We start from the raw sequence: 19447 nt of genomic DNA on the forward strand, positions 1-19447 counted from the left end.
ATTGTGAAGACGTTGATGGATAATGGCTTTGTTCTTTAGACGTTCAGAAAACGAATGCTCCTCTGGTTATAAGACGTTTATTTCACATAGGGATTAATTATAGAGATGTTCGGACAACTCGTCAAAAAGGAAGGAAGGCAAAGATTGATAGGATGTTAAAGCTTTTAACAGCTGAGTGGATGTAGTTGAGGGAGAGCATAAAATCTATGAAGAAACAGAGGTCTCCTTTCGCTTTTAGTAGAAAAGTACCTTCGTTTATGTGTAAATCCACGACTTCTCACAGGAGAGTTGATCGGTACATATCAGACGATAGGAGAATTGAATAATAGATTGCCTTAATACTGTTTTCCGCTTCATGTATAATGATAGTTAACCAAAATAAGGAAAAATGATTGGTGTAGTTTTATTTGAAAACAAAACAAAGAGGTGAATCAATTGGATCACACGTTCATATCGTCAGACAATACGTGGGCGCTTTGGTCGTTTCTGACAGGATGGGCGGCCATCAGTATTTATTTGGAGCAAAAGTACAAATGGGCATCGAAAATTTCCGGAGCCATCATAGCTTTGATTGGAGCCATGGTCTTAGCTAATTTAAATGTCATTCCACTAGAGTCGAGTGTGTATGATGCGGTATGGAATTATGTCGTGCCGTTGGCGATACCGTTGCTATTGTTTCAGGCGAATATTAAGAAGGTTTGGCAGGAAAGTGGACGGATGCTGACGATATTCCTGTTAAGTTCCATCGGTACGGTCGCCGGTACCATTCTCTCGTTTATGCTTTTAAGAGATGTGATCCCCCACTTGGATAAAATTGGTTCCATGATGGCAGGTTCTTATACAGGTGGTGGCGTAAACTTTGCCGCCATGGCAGCAAAATTCGATACGCCCAGTGAACTTGTTTCGGCTACCGTGGTTGCAGATAATATGATGATGGCCACCTTCTTCTTTGTTTTGATGGCTATTCCGACATTTTCATTCTTCCGGGACACATTCAGAACCCCTCATATGGATGAGGTGGAATCGGGCGTTACCGGTGATGAAGGTGAAACGCAGGCCGCTTCTTTTTGGAAAGGAAAGGAAATATCCTTAAAAGATATTGCGATCAGCGTGGCGAGTGCATTCGCCCTTGTTACAGTATCCTTTAATCTCGCTGACTTTTTTGCGGGAGTCCTTTCTGGTGGGGAGGATGTAAGCATCATTTATCAGGTGCTGGGCGGTATCATTGGTGATCGTTATCTGATGCTTACGACACTGACAGTGCTGGTCGTTTCGTTGTTCCCCAGACAATTCGAAAGCATCAAAGGAACACAGGAACTTGGGACGTTCTTGATTTATTTATTCTTTGTCGTCATCGGGGTGCCGGCTTCCATCGCTATCGTAGTCACAACATCACCATTGTTATTGGTATTTGTTTTAATCATCGTTCTAATGAATGTGATAGTCTCTCTGGTTTTGGGTAAACTATTTAAATTTAGTTTAGAAGAAACTCTTCTTGCAAGTAATGCAAATATGGGGGGTCCCACAACAGCTGCAGCCATGGCGATTGCCAAAGGCTGGCATAAACTGATCGTGCCGATTCTTCTTGTAGGTACGCTCGGGTACATCATTGGAAACTACATAGGCACGGGACTTGGGTTCTGGTTTCAAAATTTGATGTAATTTTAGTAAGGGGGGGATAAAAAAACTCTCCTCCTGTAACAACAGCAGGTTCAGACAGGAAAAGGTGACCCTTGGCAGCATGGGTCACCTTTCTCCTGTGTTATGGACTGAATTCATTTTTCAGCTTAGTCTTCTTCACGCCTTTTTTGTACTTTATGAAGCCGTCAATGATGTTCCATACTGCAAAAATGATAAAAATGGCGGCGATTCTCCAAGCCAGACCATCCGCGACTTGAGCGGAATTCCATTGGAAGAGGTCAGAGATGTAGTTGATGAAGGCTGATTGGAAGAGTTTTTCATCCGTAATGATCCAAACGAAAATACCTGTAGACAGGAGTTCCTGTATCGTGTTGAACCAAACGACATCTTTGCTCCATTCTTTCTTCAACAGCTTATAAAGAGCTAATGCAATTTCTAAACCGATGACAAGGACAATCCCTGGCCAATAGCTGAGCAGGACATCCTGGTTCAAAGCCGGGGTGATGTAGGTCAGTCCTTCTCCCTGGTTTTCATAGATCCCTAACAATTGGTCGGCGTGGAAATAGACAGTGGCCCAGATCGCTGTCCAAATAATGGCCCCATACACTTCCCATAGAGGTATCGCACGTTTTTTCGGGGTGTGCGAGACTTTTTTCAGCTTTTCCGGTGTCCATGCTTTACGTGAAGACGTCGGTTCTTCGTCTTCGGTGCTGAAATCGACACGCTCAATCAGGGCGAATATGACCGTGATCCAGAAAAAGACCTGCATGCCGACCGAAAGGATCAGCCATAGACCATTACCAACAATGGAGAGGATCATCGCAATCAAGCTCGTTTCCTCAACATTCCCGATGATATTTTCAGCGAGTAGAGTGATTAATGAGACGGTAATCGCAATCGGCAGAATCAATTTGATGAGGGAGATATAAAGATCATAATAACGGGGACCGATCAGATGCATCGGCTTTTCACTATATCCTTGGGCAAGCTTTACAGGGTCGCCCAGTTCCTGAAGGACGTTTTTGACGTCAGTTTCTGAAGGGTTCTCTGGAAGCATATCCTGGATGGTCGATTGGATCTCAAGCAGGATGTCCTCCCGGTTCTTTTCTGGAAGCCGGCGCTCAACTTCTTGTAAGTAGACCTCAATCCATTTCATTGTTCTCCTCCTCCAGTAGTTGGAACAATTCGTTTGTCGCTTTTTTCCATTCTTCCTTCAAGGTTTGAAAAATATCTTCCCCGTAATCACTCAGTACATAATACTTCCGGGGGCGGGATTCTGACGTATCCCAGCTGCTAGTGACGAGATCTTTTTTTTCCAGCCGGCGCAGCAGAGGATAAAGCGTGCTCTGTTCGATGGTAATGCCCGAGCCTTCTAATCGTTTTACGAGAGAGTATCCATATTGCGGCGTACGCAGCTGGCTCAAAACCGCTAACGTCAGATTTCCTCTTCGTTGTTCGGTCAGCAGCGAGTTCAATAGTTGACTCAAAATCTTCACTCCTCTGTATACTGTACGACAAACACTATCTACTCATAGTATATGTCATACAGTATTGGATGTGCAACTGTATTCTCATAACGAAGGATCCCATGAAAAAAACACCTTTCAGAAAAAGGTGCTTACGAATTCAAGGTATTTCGAGCCGGACCTTGCTGATCCCGGTTTTGCTTGAAGGCGATGAACTCGGACTTAGACAAAGAGCGCTTCAGTCACGAAGCGCTCTTTGAGTAGTCGTCTGTGATAATTTTTTCCGGACATTCTCATTCAATGCGTCCATCTCTTCAATGAACTGTTCACTCGAAGCAATGATGCGTTCCGACGACTGCTCGGTCGTCTTCAGTGCTTCAAACACGTTATCGAAGGATTCTTGAAGAGCTTCCATACTGATGGCCGGATTCTCCATCATCTGTGTCGTCTCTTCTGCATTCTGCTTCAAATTCCTGGAGTTTGACAGCAGCATGTCTTCGGTCGCCTTATTCACACCGTTCACGGTATCGATCACTTTCCGCTGATTGCTCAAGGCGAGCTGGATGGAGGCGGAGACGGTAATGATATTTTTTGTCAGCGTCACGGCATTGCGGATGGATTCCTTCAGCTTTTCATTGTTTTTCTTAATGATATCAACAGAGGAAACACTTTGATGCAGCACACTCTTCATCTGCGTCATGTTTCTCGTACGCGTAATGATTTTCTCTTTGCCTTCGGTGATCAGGGCAAGGTCGTACTCACCCGTCGCTTCTTTTTCCTTCAACAGCTCAAACAGTTTTTTCCCGAGATAAATCTGCTTGTCCAGGTCATAAATCCGCTTCTGGGCGTTTTCTTTGATGAGCTGCAGTTCGACGCTGTCTTCTTCAAGACGGTCTTTTCCTGCAAGCAGGCTGCGGACGACAGTATCGATTTTCGAGTCGACGGTTTCGTACTTCTTCATATAGCGGTCAATCGGTTTCTTCTTACTCAGTTTATAAAAGAAGCGCTGCACGCCGTTTCCTTCTGTACGCTTCGGATCAAGGTCCGATACGATCGTTTCAAGCTCCTGCAAAGACTGGGGGATGTCGTTATTGCCCTTGGTCATAAGGTCGTTGACCGGGCGCTTCAACGTTTCCATCGTCTCGCCGGCGACACGCTGTTCTTTTTCTCCGAGGTCTCCAAGTTCTCTCATCACATCGGAAAGGGAGTCGTCCCTGGATGCATCGAATTTCCCGGCGTAGGTTTCTGCTTCCTCATTCAATCGGTCGAGATCTTCTTTTTTAATCAGCGTCATGGCTTCCCGCAGGTCCTGATGGTTCAGTTCCGCTTCTTTGTCCCTATAGGTGGAATGGTTACTCATAGTCCTACCTCCTGTATGCGATTCGGTCTTCTCAAGAAAAACAAAACAGCCGGCTGCTTAAAACGATCACTTCCTGGAGAGGAAGTTTTCATCTTCTTTGTTGTACTTGGAAGCGATAATCCCTTTGCTTCTGGCGAAGTTCTGCGCGTAGCTTTCTTCTTCTTTCCGTTCCAGCGTTTCGATGAACCGGCTCAAATCATACATCGTCTCTACCAGTTCATGCTTCCGGTTTTCCTTATTCTCATCAGACAATCGATGGAACGATGCGATAAAGTCAGGAACGTCTTTATCCATCATCGTCTCGAGCGCGTATTGGTCTTCGACGTCGAGTTCGTCCAGGCGTTTGAATTGGTTTGCTGTCCGTTCCTTTAAAGAAACCCACTCCTTCTGAAGATCGTGATGCTTTTCGAGAAATGGAAATTCCCACTCCTCGAATATGGGGTTCTCAAAATCTTCAAAGGTTGTAGTTTCTATGGATACGCCCATATCGTTGACGTACGTATTCAAATAGGTAAACAAAATCCCTGAAAAATCCCGTAATGTGTCTCCGAGCACTTTTTTCCTGCTGAACTCTTCCTTCAGGAACGTGGGGAAAAAGTGTCTGCGTTCATCGTCCATTTCAAACCGGCCGATCAGCATTTTCGGCGGCTTGCCGTAATACTCGATCGTCCCTTTGAATGTATTGGAGGTTGGAAGCACGGCGGTAAAGAATATGCCGTTCCAAAATCCATCCAGAATATATCTTTTGTTCATTTCCGCCAGCTCTTTGATCTCCAGATCGAAATAGACCGGTCGTTTCTCTTTGATGACCTGTTTCATATCTCTCATCGTTTGAAAGTCGATATAGCGCTGATATTCGGATGTATGCGGCATGAAGGCTCTTTCCAAATACTCCAGCGTAGAAGAGTAGAGGTTGTCCATGCATTGTCAGCCCCTTTTTTCATCTTTCCTAATTTCCGTGGCTTCAAGTTTATATATTACTTCAAGAATACCATATATCCGGGGGAATCTATGAATCTCTTACTATGAATATACGTAAGAACATGGGCGAATGTTTCATGTATTTATATCAACTTCCTATGTGGCCGCCTTGAAATGTAAAAACGGTACCTGAATCCGCTGGGGAAGGTACCGTTTTTAAAGGTTATTTTATATTTTTACGATGGATGTAATCAGAGACGACAAAAGCAAGGTCATCATTTCCGTAAAGGGAGAGTACCTCCAAAATCGTTTCCGAATCAATGAGATCGGATTCCTTCTTTGGAACAGTCAGATCCAGTGCTTCGATCAACTCTTTATTCTTCTCCTGGTAGGGATAGGCTTCTGTATACATGGCGATGGGATCGAGGTCATGGTTGATGCACCACTGGGCAAAAACCAGGATCATCATTTTTTCGCCTTTTTGATAGTTACGGATCACTTCTTCTTCGCGGTTATATTCCACGGAGCATTCCTCCTTTATGGGTAGGGAAGGGGGCTGTGTTTGGTATGCGTCTATTTTCTTCACCATACCATGAACAGAGGTGATGTGCCTATTTACACAGACCGATTTTCAATAAAAGAAAAGGAAATCCTTCCATTATGTTGAAATCGTTAACAAGCTCGTGAGGGTATCTGGTCATAAGAGCAGAAGGAAGGATGAGGGTATGCTGAATTTCATTGACGAGATGAAGTCACACCGTACGGATGCTGGAGTGTTTAACCCATGGAAGGATTACTCGGAACACCTTGATATCCACCCTGAAGCGCCATTGATAAGGGCCGAACATCTCACCAGGTATTTAGAACAGAGAAAAACAACAGCAGAGTATATCTTTGTAGCAGAAGCATTAGGGTATCAGGGTGGCCGTTTTTCAGGGATTCCAATGACATCGGAAAGAATCATTACTGGTAATCATCCTGACATAGGGCATCAGGGTGTTTTCAGAGGGAAAGCGGGGCAGCGAACGAGCCATCCAGAATCAGATTATCCAGGCTTCAGAAATTCTTGGAGAAAGAAGGGTTTTAGTGAGCCGACGGCTTCTATTGTATGGAAAACACTCCTTGAAAATAACATCGATGCTTACAAGGTGATTTTTTGGAATGTCTTTCCCTTCCATCCTTATCACGAGGAAAAAGGGCTACTTTCCAACCGGCCTCCAAGAGTTGAGGAATTACGAGCAGGAATAGAGTATTTAAGAAGCTTTATTGAATACTGCCCTCCTGGTATTAAAGTGGTTGGTATTGGGAAATATGCGGAGGAAAAACTGAAGGAGTATGGAATGAAAAGCATTTCTATCCGACATCCTTCCTATGGCGGTGCACCGGAGTTTAAAGAAGGGTGTAGGAAGCTGTTTGCCACTAGACCTTAAAGCCGCATGTTGATTAGAATGTGGGCAGGAGAAACGAACCTGTATGCCCCGGTAATTAAAGATATTCGGAATGTCTGCAGTAAGGAATCACGAAAGGATATTAATTTAGGAACGACATGACTGATCTAGGAGGACAAGAATGACTAAACCCATCTACGACCATTATTATGAAGAACCGCAATACTTCGGTGACCCCTACCCAGGACTCATCAAGTTCTTTGAGTCCTATGAACCGAAAGGACACGTGCTGGATTTAGGATGCGGGCAGGGGAGGGACGCTCTTTGTTTAGGAAGGTTAGGCTATACAGTGACAGGGGTGGACATATCAACAGTCGGCCTTGAGCAGATGAACCATTCCGCCAGTGATGAGCAGCTGGACGTCAAAGGGGTGGCAGGAGATCTTTATGCGTACCCGGTATCCCGCGACCACGATATTGTCCTGCTTGATTCCATCCTGCATTTTTATAAAAGGGACCTGGAAAAAGAAACAAAGCTGCTCCATCGTGTCGCATCCGAGTTACAGTACGGCGGCATCCTTGCCACTTTCATGATTCAGGGAGAGGAGAGGGAGGATGATCTGAAGCGCGTGCTGAATGAGATGGATTTCGACTGGGAAATCCTTTGTGATGATTATACAGACTATCCTGCCTTTCACGCCGCGTATCATATGTACATCGTGAAGAAAAAAGGGGAATGACCTTGAAAGAACAATCCCTGACATCTCTATCAGGGATTGTTTTTTATTATCCTCACTTATGGATTTGGATGAGAAGGGACGTGCTGTAACCTTTTTTCAATGGCCTGGATAATAATCCGATTGGTCTTCACCCGGGCAAAATGCTTATTTTCCCCTTCGACAATGTGCCACTGACATTCAGGAGGAGAAGTATAGTGGAACATATCTTCCACCGCTTCTTCATATATGTCCCATTTGGACCGGTTTCGCCAGTCTTCGTCTGTGATTTTCCATTTTTTCAATGGGTCGGATTGTCGTTCTTGAAATCGTCTCAGCTGTTCATCTTTTGATATGTGCATCCATATCTTGATTACCACATAGCGGTCCTGGGAAAGCAGTTGTTCAAATTGATTGATTTCATCGTACGCCTGTTTCCATTCCTGCCCTGAAGCAAAACCTTCGACCCGCTCCACCAGCACCCGTCCATACCACGAGCGGTCAAAGATGGCTATTTTCCCATAGGGAGGGAGCTTATTCCAGAACCTTTTGAGGTAATGGTGCCGCTTTTCATTTGTAGAAGGAGCACCGATGGCATGGACCTCGAAGCCGCGAGGGTCGAGTCCGCTCGTAATCCGCTTGATGGCGCCTCCTTTACCGGAAGCGTCCCAGCCTTCAAAAACGATGATCACCCCTAACTGCTGATCGTAAATGGGGCGCTGCAGCTGAAGTAACTTCAGCTGTGTTTCCTTTAGTTCCTGTTTGTACTGCTGTTTGTTTATGCTCAAGGATAAGTCTACAGATTCCAGCATGGTTTTCTCTCCTTTGGAGTAATCGATGGATCATTCTTCCTTACCTATTCATCAAAAACCGTCTGAACTCCTTTTGTAAACGTTTGCAAAATAGACACAACTTCCCCCGTGCACACCCGCACAGGGTGCTATAATAAAAGTGTAAAGAAGATCAGTAACAAACATAAACAACTTAGGTGGCTCAACCATTACGGGTTCGTTTCCAAGCGGACAAAATCACAGCCGTGGAAAAAACGTTCCTCCATTTACCGAGGAAAGGACATCGGGTCTGTGATCCAGCCGGCCGCAGAAGGATAACAGGGAAGGTTTCTTTATTAAGCTGGATGGTCAGCGGAATAAAGAAACATTGGCCGCTTCCATAGCTGCTGCTTTCTCCTTTCTGGGCTGGAATAAAAACGGGACGTAACGGGATAAGGAAACGAATGCCTGGTAGAATTGTCCTTCGGGAAAGTCTTAAACAATCAATCGAAATGTATAGAATCAAGGATGATTCTTACATGGTTGGGTCACCTAAGTTGTTTATATTTTTCCCCGGCGCTTTTTCGCGCCGGGGTTTCTTTTGGTATATGGTAGAACGACTATTCCGATAGATGAGGTGAACCCCTGCCGTCCGGGAAGTGTAACTAATTGTGCGGACGGCTGTCCTGACTCAGGATGCATATAAAAAACCCTGGAAGCAGCAGTGCCGCTTCCAGGGTTTTTGGGGTCGGGGTCGTTGATGATTAATGGTTACGCCTGGTTATAAGCCAGGTTTTTATTCTTTTTCAGGTCAAAACGATCGGCGTTCATGATTTTCACCCATGCGGATACAAAATCATGGACGAATTTCTCTTTGTTGTCTTCTGTCGCGTATACCTCTGCAATGGAACGAAGCACAGAGTTTGAACCGAAGACAAGATCTACACGGGAAGCAGTGCGGACAAGCTCGCCACTCTGGCGGTCACGGCCTTCATAGCGGTTGTAATCCACAGGCTTCCACTCGATGCCCATATCAAGCAGGTTGACGAAGAAGTCGTTGGTCAACGAGCCGACACGGTTCGTGAATACACCAAGATCCGTATCCTCATAGTTCGCTCCAAGTACACGCATGCCGCCGATAAGAACGGTCATTTCAGGGGCCGTCAGTCCAAGGAGCTGGGCTTTGTCGACGAGCAGCTCTTCAGGGCTGAGCGTGTATTTTTTCTTCTCGTAGTTACGGAAACCGTCAGCCATCGGTTCTAATACATCAAAGCTTTCAGCGTCGGTTTGTTCTTCTGTGGCATCTCCGCGTCCAGGTGCGAATGGGACTGTGATATGAACACCGGCATCCTTCGCCGCCTGTTCGATGGCAGCTGAGCCACCAAGGACGATCAAGTCAGCCAGGCTGATTTCATAATCGATTTCCGACTGGATGCGCTCATACACGTCAAGAGCTTTGGCCAGCTGCTGAGGCTCGTTGACTTCCCAGCTTTTCTGCGGTTCCAGACGGATGCGCGCTCCGTTGGCTCCACCACGATTGTCAGAGCCGCGGAATGTGCTTGCAGAAGCCCAGGCTGTTTTGACAAGCTCACTGATCGTCAGTTCAGAATCAAGAATGTGGGACTTGATGTCTTCAATATCTGCATCAGACAGGTCATAGTTTCCTTCAGGTACAGGATCCTGCCAGATCAAATCTTCTTCAGGGACTTCAGGTCCAAGGTATCTTGCTTTTGGTCCCATATCACGGTGAAGAAGCTTGAACCAGGCACGGGCGAATGCATCGGCGAATTCGTCCGGATTTTCATGATAACGGCGGGAAATCTTCTCATAATCCGGATCCATGCGGAGGGCCATATCCGCGGTCGTCATGAAGGTTGGTACTTTCATGGATGCATCCTCAGCATCAGGCGCCATATGTTCTTCCTTCTGGTTGACAGGAGCCCATTGGTTGGCACCGGCAGGACTCTTGGATAGCTCCCACTCGTAGCCGAATAGAAGGTCGAAGAAGCCGTTATCCCATGTCGTCGGGTTTGCTGTCCATGCCCCTTCCACACCACTTGTGATTGTGTCGCGGCCTTTTCCGCTGCCGTGTGTGCTCTGCCAGCCAAGTCCCTGGTTTTCAATCGGTGCTGCTTCTGGATCCGGACCGACGTGGGCTTCGGCATCTCCGGCACCGTGGGCTTTACCGAAGGTATGTCCACCGGCAATCAGCGCTACAGTTTCTTCATCATTCATTCCCATACGTCCGAATGTATCGCGGATATCACGGGCACTTCCAAGTGGATCCGGGTTGCCGTTCGGTCCTTCAGGGTTGACGTAAATCAAGCCCATTTGGACAGCAGCCAGTGGATTTTCAAGGTCGCGGTCACCGGAATAACGGTTGTCGGCCAGCCATTCTCTCTCTGTACCCCAGTAGACGTCCTCTTCGGGGTGATAGATGTCTTCACGGCCGGCTCCGAAGCCGAACGTTTTCAGACCCATGGATTCAAGAGCAACGTTACCTGTCATAACGAGCAGGTCGGCCCAGGAGAGTTTATTGCCGTACTTCTGTTTGATCGGCCAGAGGAGACGGCGGGCTTTATCTATGTTGGCATTATCCGGCCAGCTGTTCAATGGAGCGAAACGCTGGTTTCCTGTCGCGCCACCACCGCGTCCGTCACCTGTACGGTATGTTCCCGCAGCGTGCCAGGACATACGGATGAAAAGGGGACCGTAATGCCCGTAGTCCGCCGGCCACCAGTCCTGACTGTCTGTCATCAGGTCATGAAGGTCCTGCTTCAATTGATCATAGTCAATCTTGCTGAACTCTTCCTCATAATCAAAATCATCGCCCATCGGCGTTGTTTTCTTATCGTGCTGGTGAAGAATACTCAAGTTGAGCATATTCGGCCACCAGTCTTTATTGGTCGTTCCTACTTTTTGTGTGGTAATGGCTGTTTCTTCCTCTGTGCCACCATTCGTTTGACCAGTGAACGGGCATTGACCGCCCTGGCTTCCGTGAAGATCATCTTTATGCATATAACAATTCTCCCTTCAGAATTTATGTTATTTTATAACCCATCTCAGATTATAATTATAATAAAAAAGAACATAGATTGAAAGAGTGAACCCGTAAATATTTTGAAAGATTTATGAACAAACGTTCGTGTTCATGGAACAGAGGGAATTGGCAGCGATCGACAAAAAGCGGTGTAATGCGGTTTTTTAGGTTTTTTAAGAAGTTTACTAGCTTTATTGTAACAAAATATCAGAAAATATAATATATTTTAAGTGGTTAAAATTCATACAGGAAATTTTCAAGTACAGCGCTTTCATTCTCAATGATATTTCTTTGTCCTTCGCCATAATGTGACAAATATCTCTGTTTCCGTGTGCTACTATAGTGAAAAGCTGCATGGAAAAGGACCATTCAACGGGGAGGGAGCGGGATGAAAAAATCGACACGCGCCTTATTTAATGAAGAAAAAGAAAGCCTGCACAGGGAAATTACCGAATATTCGATGGAACCGACCGTCATCCACTGCGATCATGAAATTCTTCACATCAATGAAGCGGCTTCCGAGTTCTTTGGATTGGCAAAAGACCAGATTGTCGGAGGAAATGTCTTAGATGTGTTTACAGAAGACTTTCGGTCTTTTATCCGAGGACGGATTAAGGATGGGGAAGAGAAGGGCAGGATCGGGGAATTGGTGGAAACAACCGTCTACCGGGGAGACGGCACGGTTGTGGAGGTGGAACTTTTCTGTCATCCAATTCAATATGAAGAAACCAAGGCGATTCAATCGATCTTTCGTGATATGACCACACAGAAAGAAGCGGAGCGTGAACTGATCAAAGTCATGACTCCTATCGTCCCGCTGAAGGAAGGAATCGCTGTTCTTCCCCTGATCGGCACGATGAATCAAACAAGGACGGAGCATATGATGCAGCAGCTCTGCACAGAAATCCCCCGTCACCGCCTCAACTACCTGATCATCGATGTGTCCGGATTGTATGATGTTGATGAACATGCCGGAAAACTACTCTATGAGCTGACAGGCGTTCTTAAGCTTCTCGGCATATCCCCCATTTGTACAGGAATCCGACCGGATATGGTGAGAAATACATTGAAGTTTCTCAATCAGGACGGGAGGGGGATGATTCCGACAATGGCATCGGTCAGTACGGCCCTCAAAAAAATAGCCTTTTAAATGATATAGAATGGGATGTAGGTTTGAACATCTGTCAAAACACGAAGCAGGCGCGGTTATAGAAAATAAAAAAGGTCCGTCCCATGTGTGGGGACGGACCTTTTCTGCTAGAAGAGGGTGCGTTTGTTCATCCATGCCCCCAGCTTTGTAAACGGTCTGCGCTTTTGCGTGTAGGTGAGTGCCTGCGGCTGGCAGAAAGCTTGATAGTCGACCTTCTCAATGAAAAGAATCAAACGGGCTAGTGCGAATACAAAGGCCAGCGTGGACCCAATCGAGAAACTCAGCCCATAGCCGTCATAGCCGAATGGGAGGAACAACAGCGACAACCCGAGATTCAATAGGAAAAAGATGATGGATGTCCACATGGCTCCCCGCCGGTCTTCGAAATAGAGGAGGATCAGTGTAATCACAAGAACCATCGCATTGGCAAACGCACCGATGGTCGTAAAGCGGAAAATGGAGGCAATTTCAGGTTCTAGGGAAAGGAAGGATGCAATACTTCCAATCGTCAGAAGGATCAGCAGGGAAAAGAGCCCCTGGCTGCGGATCAGGCGCTCCATTTCCTGCTTCAGAACGCGCTGCATCGCTGTTTTCGCAGTCTTGATCTGGGAAAGCGTCCCCCCTTCATTGATATAACCGTAAAAGACACGGTACCGCTCATAAAAACGCGTTTCAACGGAAACGACGAAAATGATCAGCGTTGGGATGATCGTTAAGTACGACCAGAATATCGCCGTATCATAGATGCGGTGGTACAAGAAAGATTCTAAAAGGAAGCCGTTTCCTTCACCGAACCAGATCACCCAGTTACAGACCCAGATGCCGACATTGTACAAGAATCCCGTCCAGAATAAGGAAGGGAAACGGTCAAAATAGTCCAGATAGCTGAATTGGTTCTCCTTCGACCTGTCTGGAAACGTCATGAGCATCGACATGAATAACCCGAACAACGTCACGAGCATGCCTGACGTAAATCCGGCAAGCAGAAAGAAGCTGTTGGAGTGCTCGAACACCGGAAACCAGGAAGCGTTTTTTCCAAACAGGAAGACGAGAAGCAGAGCGGCTCCGCCTCCGGCCAGGAAGCTGTAGGCCACGGCCTGATAAAATTTCGCTGCGCTGAGGAACAGGAACAGCACCCAGATGAGATTAACGGTCACATAAAGAATCAACATCAGCCATTTGAAGTAGTAGGGAAGAGGCGAAATCAAAAAGAAAATCAACCAGCTGATGAAGGCAAGTCCGAGCGTCACCTTTGTCATCCCGATAAACGTTGGGAAAATGGCCTCTGTTCGTCGTTCATAAAACAGGTCGGCGGTGTACCGCGTGACAACTAACTGCTGCACACCGAAAAGGACCTGGGAAAAGATGAAGCAGTAGGCTACAGAAAGGTTGAACAGCTCCCTCTCCTGCAGATCAAGCAGGGAGAAGAAAGAGGTCATCCACTGGATTACAGCAATGGTCGCAATAACGACCAGCCACGGACCGGAGGTGACCAGTCCTGCAAATGCGTAGGCTTTAATCCGCGAGGAGAAGTAGTCCTCCTGAAACAATTTCTGCAGCTTAAACCCGATGCCGGCCATAAGCCATCCCCCTTTCTGTGTACAACTCTGTATACTGATCAATGAATTGGTGCACTTGATAATACGTTTCTGCCCGCTTCTGTCCATTTATTCCGAATTTCTCAGCTTCCTGAGGGTGCTCATAATACCATTGGCAGTGTTCAGCAATGGCTTTCGGATTCACGGGCGGGACGACAAAGCCTGCCGGTCCGAAGGGATCATCTTCACGTCCATACATCAGCTCAGAACATGACCCCACATCTGTGACGACATAAGGAATCCCTGCTGCCATACCTTCAAGGACGGCCAGCGGCTGCCCTTCTGAAATACTTGTCAAGAGGCAGACATCAAAGTGAGGAAGGTAGTCTATGATATTGACCTTACCCGCAAGCATGACGCAGTGATTTAGACTCAGCTGTTCAATCATCAGCCGGCATTCCTCGGCATACTCTTCCTCTTCATCCAGTGGTCCCATAATCGTCAGCTCAAAAGGGACCCCTTTGTCATCGAGGATTTTGGCGGCATTGATCATCGTTTTAATATCCTTGATTGGAACAACGCGGACAATCGCCCCGATTTTCAGAACATCTGTTTTGGGAACTTTGACAATTCCTGAAAGCCGGTCATAATGGATGCCATTTGGAATGACAGCCAGCTTGTCTTCATCAGCACCAAGTTCATGTTGGAGCCGGCTGTTGCGGTCGAAAAGCGTAATCACATCATCCGCTTCCGTGTAGGCCTGCTTGGATAAATGGTGGAAAAACTGGACCCAGCGTTTTTTATAGTACTCAGGAATCCATCCAGCCTGCAGGATTTCCTCCTCACGCTCTCGTGAATAGATGCCGTGTTCCGTTAAGAGATAAGGAATTCCCTGACGCTGCTTGATGGCAGCAGCAATCAGTCCGGCATAACCCGTGGACGCAGAATGGATCAGATCAAGGTCCGGGAAGTCCGCCTGCAGCAGCTCGAGGACAGGCGTGAACATGCCGCGCCACATCCAGAAGTAATCGATGAAGGAACCCGACTGTTCTTCAATCCGGTAGCTTTCCTGTACCATGTTCCAGAACAGTTCGCTTGAAAAGAGCGCTTCGGTCGAACCGATTTTTTTCTTGAAGATGTCCAGTACATCCGGCGGAAGACTGCGGAACATCATCCAATCGGTCAACATATGCTGTTCTTCTTCAGTCAGTTTGACGCGCCGCTTTTTTGCGGCTGGTTTTAGATTCAATGGAAGGTTAATGACTTCCGTGATATTGGAAGGAAGCTCGTAGCGGTAATCGTCAGCGGTCATTTCCTCCGGTGTAATGGCAATAATGACGAATTCATGCTGAGGCATCTGTGCAGCAAGCATCTGTACCCAGCTGGCCACGCCGCCGCTTACGTAGGGATAGCTTCCTTCAACGACCATTCCTATTTTCACAAGGCTTCATCCTTTATCGTAATTTCAGCATACGGCTGTTTAAGGGTCACTTGATAAAGTGTGCCGGATTCACCGAGAGATTCGACATCTCCATAATCAAAGGAACCGGTCTCGATCCTTCCTTCATTCAATCTGACAAGAACTGTGGAAGGGGAGAGGAGATTTTCGCCCTTGATAACGATCTGCTCGTCCTGATAGGTTACGTCAATGACAGAAGCCTGGTACTGTTTCATTTTCTTTGTGGCGTCCGTCTGACGCATCCCCTTCAGGTGTGTGTAGTGATCGTGAATATAATGGAGCATATCTTCATAAGACTGCCTCATTTCCGGCCATCCACTGTCTCCGGCCCGGTATGGATCGAGCACATCATCCGGGTGGATGAAGTGGGCGAATACCCCGAAGTTCGCAATCGCATCAATCTGGACGAAACGCTCTTCATCGGTCTCCCCATACCCACTTGAAATCCTTGGGAAATGGTAGATGGATGGAAACTCACTGTTTGGTTCATATTCCTGTAAGAAGGCTCCCGTCTCCTTGTCACCTGTATACAAGCCGGATACAGCTTCAAGTTCCGGAAATACTTCATGCAGAGCGCGCACCCCGGTTTCGTTTAACACATTGGAAGGGGGGACATAGGAATGAACATCCTTTTCCTTGAAGTAGTAGTTGAACAGTTCGTTCACTCGGTTTAGAGACTCTTCCATCTTGCCTTGATTCTGCCAAGGACGGTAGCCGTATTCAGGATCGATCGGTTCATCTGCTGTTACAAGAGACTGGTGATTGTATCCATGGAGTCCAATTTCCCCGTCCTCCTTCAAAACCTTGCGGCCGAAATAAAGCATTGGGAAACGTCTGGTTTCAATCAGGTCTTCTGCTGTCATATCCATCGTATCCTGATAGGTTCCAATTAAGTATCCGGTATAAATCACATCTTCTTCTTCGCCGATCCGTTTCATATCCTCCCACCAGACTTCAGAATAAAAATCTTCCACAGTCAAATCGTAATCCCGCTGGATCACATCTGTCGTACCGCTTGGAACAGGAGAAGGGAAGTCATCAATGTGCATCACCTTAATACCCGCCTGTGAGGAAACGAATGTGGGAGGCAGGAAGGAAAGGGCCTGCAGCATTAGTCCACGTGAGGTTTTTTCTGTAACAGAAGAGGTGTTCCAGAACATGACCTTCCCTTCTCCGTAATTGTTCGCCCATAAAATCGGGTGATCTTCTGCTGAAATGTAAACATCGGCGGTTTCAGCGAGTTCAACATCAGCAATGCTGTGGGAAAACAACTGGGAATCCTCACCTAAATCCATATATCCAGGGAAAACTTCCTTCTCAAACGTCAGCCCGTATATATCGTCGAGGAAATCTTCCACATCTTCCAAGCCGATCAGTTCATTCCAGTTGGGATTGATGAAGCGTGAGGCAATATACAGGTTTCCTCCCTTTTCCACGAAGGAGCGGATTTCTTCATACGGCCATTCTTCGGAGTGCTCACCTCCGAGAACGAGGACGGTATAAGGGGAAGGCGTCAGCTCTTCCATTTCCTTTTTCGTTATCTCCTTATAGGAAACCTTAGCGTAGTCCATGGCGTATTCCAGGTTTTCCAATGCGTCCTTGGACAATGGGGTGTCATTTTTATGCACATAAACCTGAAGTTCTTCTCCTTCTGTGGGACTCTCCTCCGTGCTCATCGTTTCCACCGATGTTTCTTGTGCCGTTTCGGCAGGAAACCACTGATGAAACATATCGAGCCGCATAAATTGCAGAATGATAATGGCAGCTGTGAATAGAAGGAAAAGAACCGAAGCATAAATAGTGATTTGTTTTTTCACAGTGTTTTCCCTCCCATCTGTTGGATAATGAAGCGTTGGCTTTCAGGGATGTCCTCTGCCTGCACATGTTGGAAAAGGTCGTTGAGCACAGGCTTGATGTTTGTCCAGTCGCGTCCTGCATAGTATATTTCAATCAATTTCAAGTAGCCTCCTGGATGGGCCGGGAAGCGGCTGACCATCTCACGGAAAGCTTCCACCGCTTTTTCCTCTTTTCCACGACGTATGTAAATATCGCCGAGACTGCGGTACATCCATGGTTCTTTTTCAAGTTTCGGAACCATTTCTTCCAGCAGTTGTTCATATTGTTTCTCGAGCCGCGCCTGTCCGTTCTCATCAAGAATACCACTTCCCAGATAACGTTCGTACACGCTGCATAAACGCTCGAAAGACATGGGTGCTTCCGGGGCCAATTCTTTTCTGGCATGTTCCAGTTCTTTTTCAAACCGGCTGGACAGCACGTTCATGGTTGTAGCTGCATAGTGGACGGTTTCTGAATTGTTGTGGGTCAGGCCGAGGTTCAAGTGCCGTCCTTTATTGGCGATATCGGAATTGATCAGACTGACAATCAATTCCTTCTGGTTGACGCCATCGTTCCTCAAAAGGGCATCGCTGATGGGCGATAAATCCATGCTTGATGATGCTTCATAACGCAGGTATTCAAGATTCAACGGCGTGAATGTGACATAATCATCGTAATCATCAATCATGTGATTGCTGCCGGACGCTTTCGCAGCCAGCCAGGCGGCCAGTCCGAGAAGCTCTCCGATGATCGGGAGGAATACGCTCGTAATGGCGAGCCATGTGACGGTTCCTTTTTTGTCATCATGCATCCTTTTTCGAAGCAGCAGGGAAACGATCAGAACAGCGAGGCCGTGAATAACATAGAAAAAGATCAGCCAGTAGGGTTCCTGGAAATTAACCAATGTAAATCCCGCCTTTTGTATCGAGTGCTTTGTAAATCCGCTCTTCGACGATGGATGCATTCTCGGAGCTCGTACCTGGAAGCAGGAAGTGGAAATGCTGCTCCGTCTGGTCGTAGCCCATAATGTCCAATTCTCTCAAGTAGGCACGCAGGATGATTTCTGCTTCCACGACCGACATTTCCCTGTAAGGGCTGACATCGATGGAAACGACACTATAAGGCACCCCGTATTTCTCCGCTCGTTTTTCCTGAAGCTGAACAAGTTCGTCAAAAGCTTCCTTATCATAAATACTTGTGCCTGGATACATCTTCTGCTCTTCTTCTTTACGAAGATACTCTCCAGCTCTTTCGATCCGGTTGGCCATCCAGTCGAGCACGAGAGAGAGGATTTGAACTTCATATTTTGTCAGTTTGGCAAAATCAAGTTGATCAATCACGAGGATTTCCCGTACGTCCTGATTGTAGACGATCGGTCCGATCAGCACTGGAGCATCGGCTTCATCATCAACCGTCTTTAAAGTAATGGTTTTGTTCTTCAGTCCCCGTGAGAAAATCGAGGCCGCATCATCAATGAAAATCGTCTGCGGAAGTCGTTCGGTATTTCCTTTTCGAACGCGGAGGCGCAGTGATTTCTTAGAAGAGTCGACATGATAGACAGCTAAGTCTTCCGCCTCAAACAGGTCTCCGATAATCGTAACGGCCTCGTTTCGGACAAGTTCTGGAGAAGGCTGATCAAGCGTCTTTCCGACTTCGTAAATCCTGGAAAGCGTGTACTCGGAATCAAGGACTTTTGCCTGCATGACCCGTTGAGACCGTTCCAGAGCGGTTAAGGATGTTTTTAGTTCCTCATTTTCATCCTTCGTTTCCTTCAGCACATACTGCTGACTCTCATATCTCTCCCGGAAGGACGTGCTGTACAGCCCTGTAATGACGCCGGTCAGGAGTAGGAAGAGGAGAGATAAATAATTGGCGGGATCATAGAATAAGAGAAACAAGTCCCCGTCCCGCTGATACATGTCATACACATGATAGAATAGTGCAGCAAAAAAGCTCAAAAGAGCAAAATTCAGACCGTATCTGAGGGAAAACAATAGGACAGCAAAGAAGACAGGGTTAAGCGTCCATTCCAGCATGTTCCATTCCAACGTCTGATCAAGGAATCCCAATACAAAAAATACGAGGATCAGTTCAATAAACTTCCGGATAAAACTGGATTGTTGGTAGAACATCCAATCACCTCCATGTGGATTTAAAATACTT

General features: G+C 46.7%; 16 protein-coding genes. 4 read left to right on the forward strand and 12 right to left on the reverse strand.

Annotation, left to right across the window (positions count from 1 at the left end):
* Positions 1 to 435 precede the first annotated feature (435 nt).
* Entirely contained in the window at positions 436 to 1662 is a 1227-nt protein-coding gene (locus ACXAD6_RS02120) for a DUF819 family protein (RefSeq protein ID WP_474967430.1), read from the forward strand.
* A 100-nt stretch (positions 1663 to 1762) separates the two neighbouring features.
* Here ACXAD6_RS02120 and ACXAD6_RS02125 read toward each other — a convergent pair whose 3' ends face one another.
* From ACXAD6_RS02125 to ACXAD6_RS02145, 5 genes are all read right to left on the reverse strand, one after another.
* Positions 1763 to 2797 carry an HAAS signaling domain-containing protein gene (locus ACXAD6_RS02125; RefSeq protein WP_474967431.1) on the reverse strand — a complete coding sequence of 345 codons (1035 nt, stop codon included), beginning with the start codon at positions 2795 to 2797 and terminating at the stop codon, positions 1763 to 1765.
* Positions 2784 to 3128, reverse strand: coding sequence for a PadR family transcriptional regulator (locus tag ACXAD6_RS02130; protein ID WP_027955754.1), 345 nt, complete (start codon positions 3126 to 3128; stop codon positions 2784 to 2786). The genes ACXAD6_RS02125 and ACXAD6_RS02130 overlap by 14 nt, the downstream gene beginning before the upstream one ends.
* Positions 3129 to 3345: 217 nt before the next feature.
* Positions 3346 to 4467: a toxic anion resistance protein gene (locus ACXAD6_RS02135; RefSeq protein WP_474967432.1), complete on the reverse strand. Its 1122-nt coding sequence runs from the start codon at positions 4465 to 4467 to the stop codon at positions 3346 to 3348.
* Positions 4468 to 4533: 66 nt separating this feature from the next.
* Positions 4534 to 5388 (reverse strand): hypothetical protein, encoded by an 855-nt coding sequence (locus tag ACXAD6_RS02140; protein WP_474967433.1) that lies wholly within the window; start codon positions 5386 to 5388, stop codon positions 4534 to 4536.
* A 223-nt stretch (positions 5389 to 5611) separates the two neighbouring features.
* On the reverse strand, positions 5612 to 5857 hold the full coding sequence (locus ACXAD6_RS02145) for a hypothetical protein (RefSeq protein ID WP_474970345.1): 246 nt from the start codon (positions 5855 to 5857) through the stop codon (positions 5612 to 5614).
* 256 nt (positions 5858 to 6113) lie between these two features.
* Here ACXAD6_RS02145 and ACXAD6_RS02150 point away from each other — a divergent pair, with 256 nt between their 5' ends.
* On the forward strand, positions 6114 to 6818 hold the full coding sequence (locus ACXAD6_RS02150) for a uracil-DNA glycosylase (protein WP_474967434.1): 705 nt from the start codon (positions 6114 to 6116) through the stop codon (positions 6816 to 6818).
* A 139-nt stretch (positions 6819 to 6957) separates the two neighbouring features.
* The gene (locus ACXAD6_RS02155) at positions 6958 to 7515 is read left to right on the forward strand and encodes a class I SAM-dependent methyltransferase (protein WP_474967435.1); all 558 of its coding nucleotides are present in this window, start codon (positions 6958 to 6960) and stop codon (positions 7513 to 7515) included.
* A gap of 56 nt (positions 7516 to 7571) precedes the next feature.
* Here the strand turns inward: ACXAD6_RS02155 and ACXAD6_RS02160 are convergent, their stop codons facing one another.
* Both ACXAD6_RS02160 and katG read right to left on the reverse strand, forming a co-directional pair.
* Complete coding sequence (locus ACXAD6_RS02160; protein ID WP_474967436.1) at positions 7572 to 8303, reverse strand: polyphosphate kinase 2 family protein; 732 nt, start codon at positions 8301 to 8303, stop codon at positions 7572 to 7574.
* A gap of 729 nt (positions 8304 to 9032) precedes the next feature.
* Entirely contained in the window at positions 9033 to 11279 is a 2247-nt protein-coding gene (gene katG, locus ACXAD6_RS02165) for a catalase/peroxidase HPI (protein WP_474967437.1), read from the reverse strand.
* Between the two features lie 410 nt (positions 11280 to 11689).
* On the opposite strand from katG, the gene ACXAD6_RS02170 reads away from it, so the two are divergent.
* Positions 11690 to 12451: a PAS domain S-box protein gene (locus ACXAD6_RS02170; RefSeq protein ID WP_474967438.1), complete on the forward strand. Its 762-nt coding sequence runs from the start codon at positions 11690 to 11692 to the stop codon at positions 12449 to 12451.
* A gap of 107 nt (positions 12452 to 12558) precedes the next feature.
* Here ACXAD6_RS02170 and pelG read toward each other — a convergent pair whose 3' ends face one another.
* Genes pelG through ACXAD6_RS02195 form a run of 5 tightly spaced genes read right to left on the reverse strand, consistent with a single transcriptional unit; the run spans position 12559 to position 19416 of the window.
* Positions 12559 to 14031 (reverse strand): exopolysaccharide Pel transporter PelG, encoded by a 1473-nt coding sequence (gene pelG / locus ACXAD6_RS02175; RefSeq protein WP_474967439.1) that lies wholly within the window; start codon positions 14029 to 14031, stop codon positions 12559 to 12561.
* Complete coding sequence (gene pelF, locus ACXAD6_RS02180) at positions 14012 to 15430, reverse strand: GT4 family glycosyltransferase PelF (protein ID WP_474967440.1); 1419 nt, start codon at positions 15428 to 15430, stop codon at positions 14012 to 14014. Before pelF ends, pelG begins: the two co-directional genes overlap by 20 nt.
* Positions 15427 to 17265 carry a DUF2194 domain-containing protein gene (locus ACXAD6_RS02185; RefSeq protein ID WP_474967441.1) on the reverse strand — a complete coding sequence of 613 codons (1839 nt, stop codon included), beginning with the start codon at positions 17263 to 17265 and terminating at the stop codon, positions 15427 to 15429. The genes pelF and ACXAD6_RS02185 overlap by 4 nt, the downstream gene beginning before the upstream one ends.
* The gene (locus ACXAD6_RS02190; RefSeq protein WP_474967442.1) at positions 17262 to 18188 is read right to left on the reverse strand and encodes a tetratricopeptide repeat protein; all 927 of its coding nucleotides are present in this window, start codon (positions 18186 to 18188) and stop codon (positions 17262 to 17264) included. Before ACXAD6_RS02190 ends, ACXAD6_RS02185 begins: the two co-directional genes overlap by 4 nt.
* Positions 18181 to 19416: a GAF domain-containing protein gene (locus ACXAD6_RS02195; protein ID WP_474967443.1), complete on the reverse strand. Its 1236-nt coding sequence runs from the start codon at positions 19414 to 19416 to the stop codon at positions 18181 to 18183. Before ACXAD6_RS02195 ends, ACXAD6_RS02190 begins: the two co-directional genes overlap by 8 nt.
* Between the last annotated feature and the right edge of the window lie 31 nt (positions 19417 to 19447).

This window comes from Halobacillus sp. ABH2_015 (genome assembly GCF_056158945.1).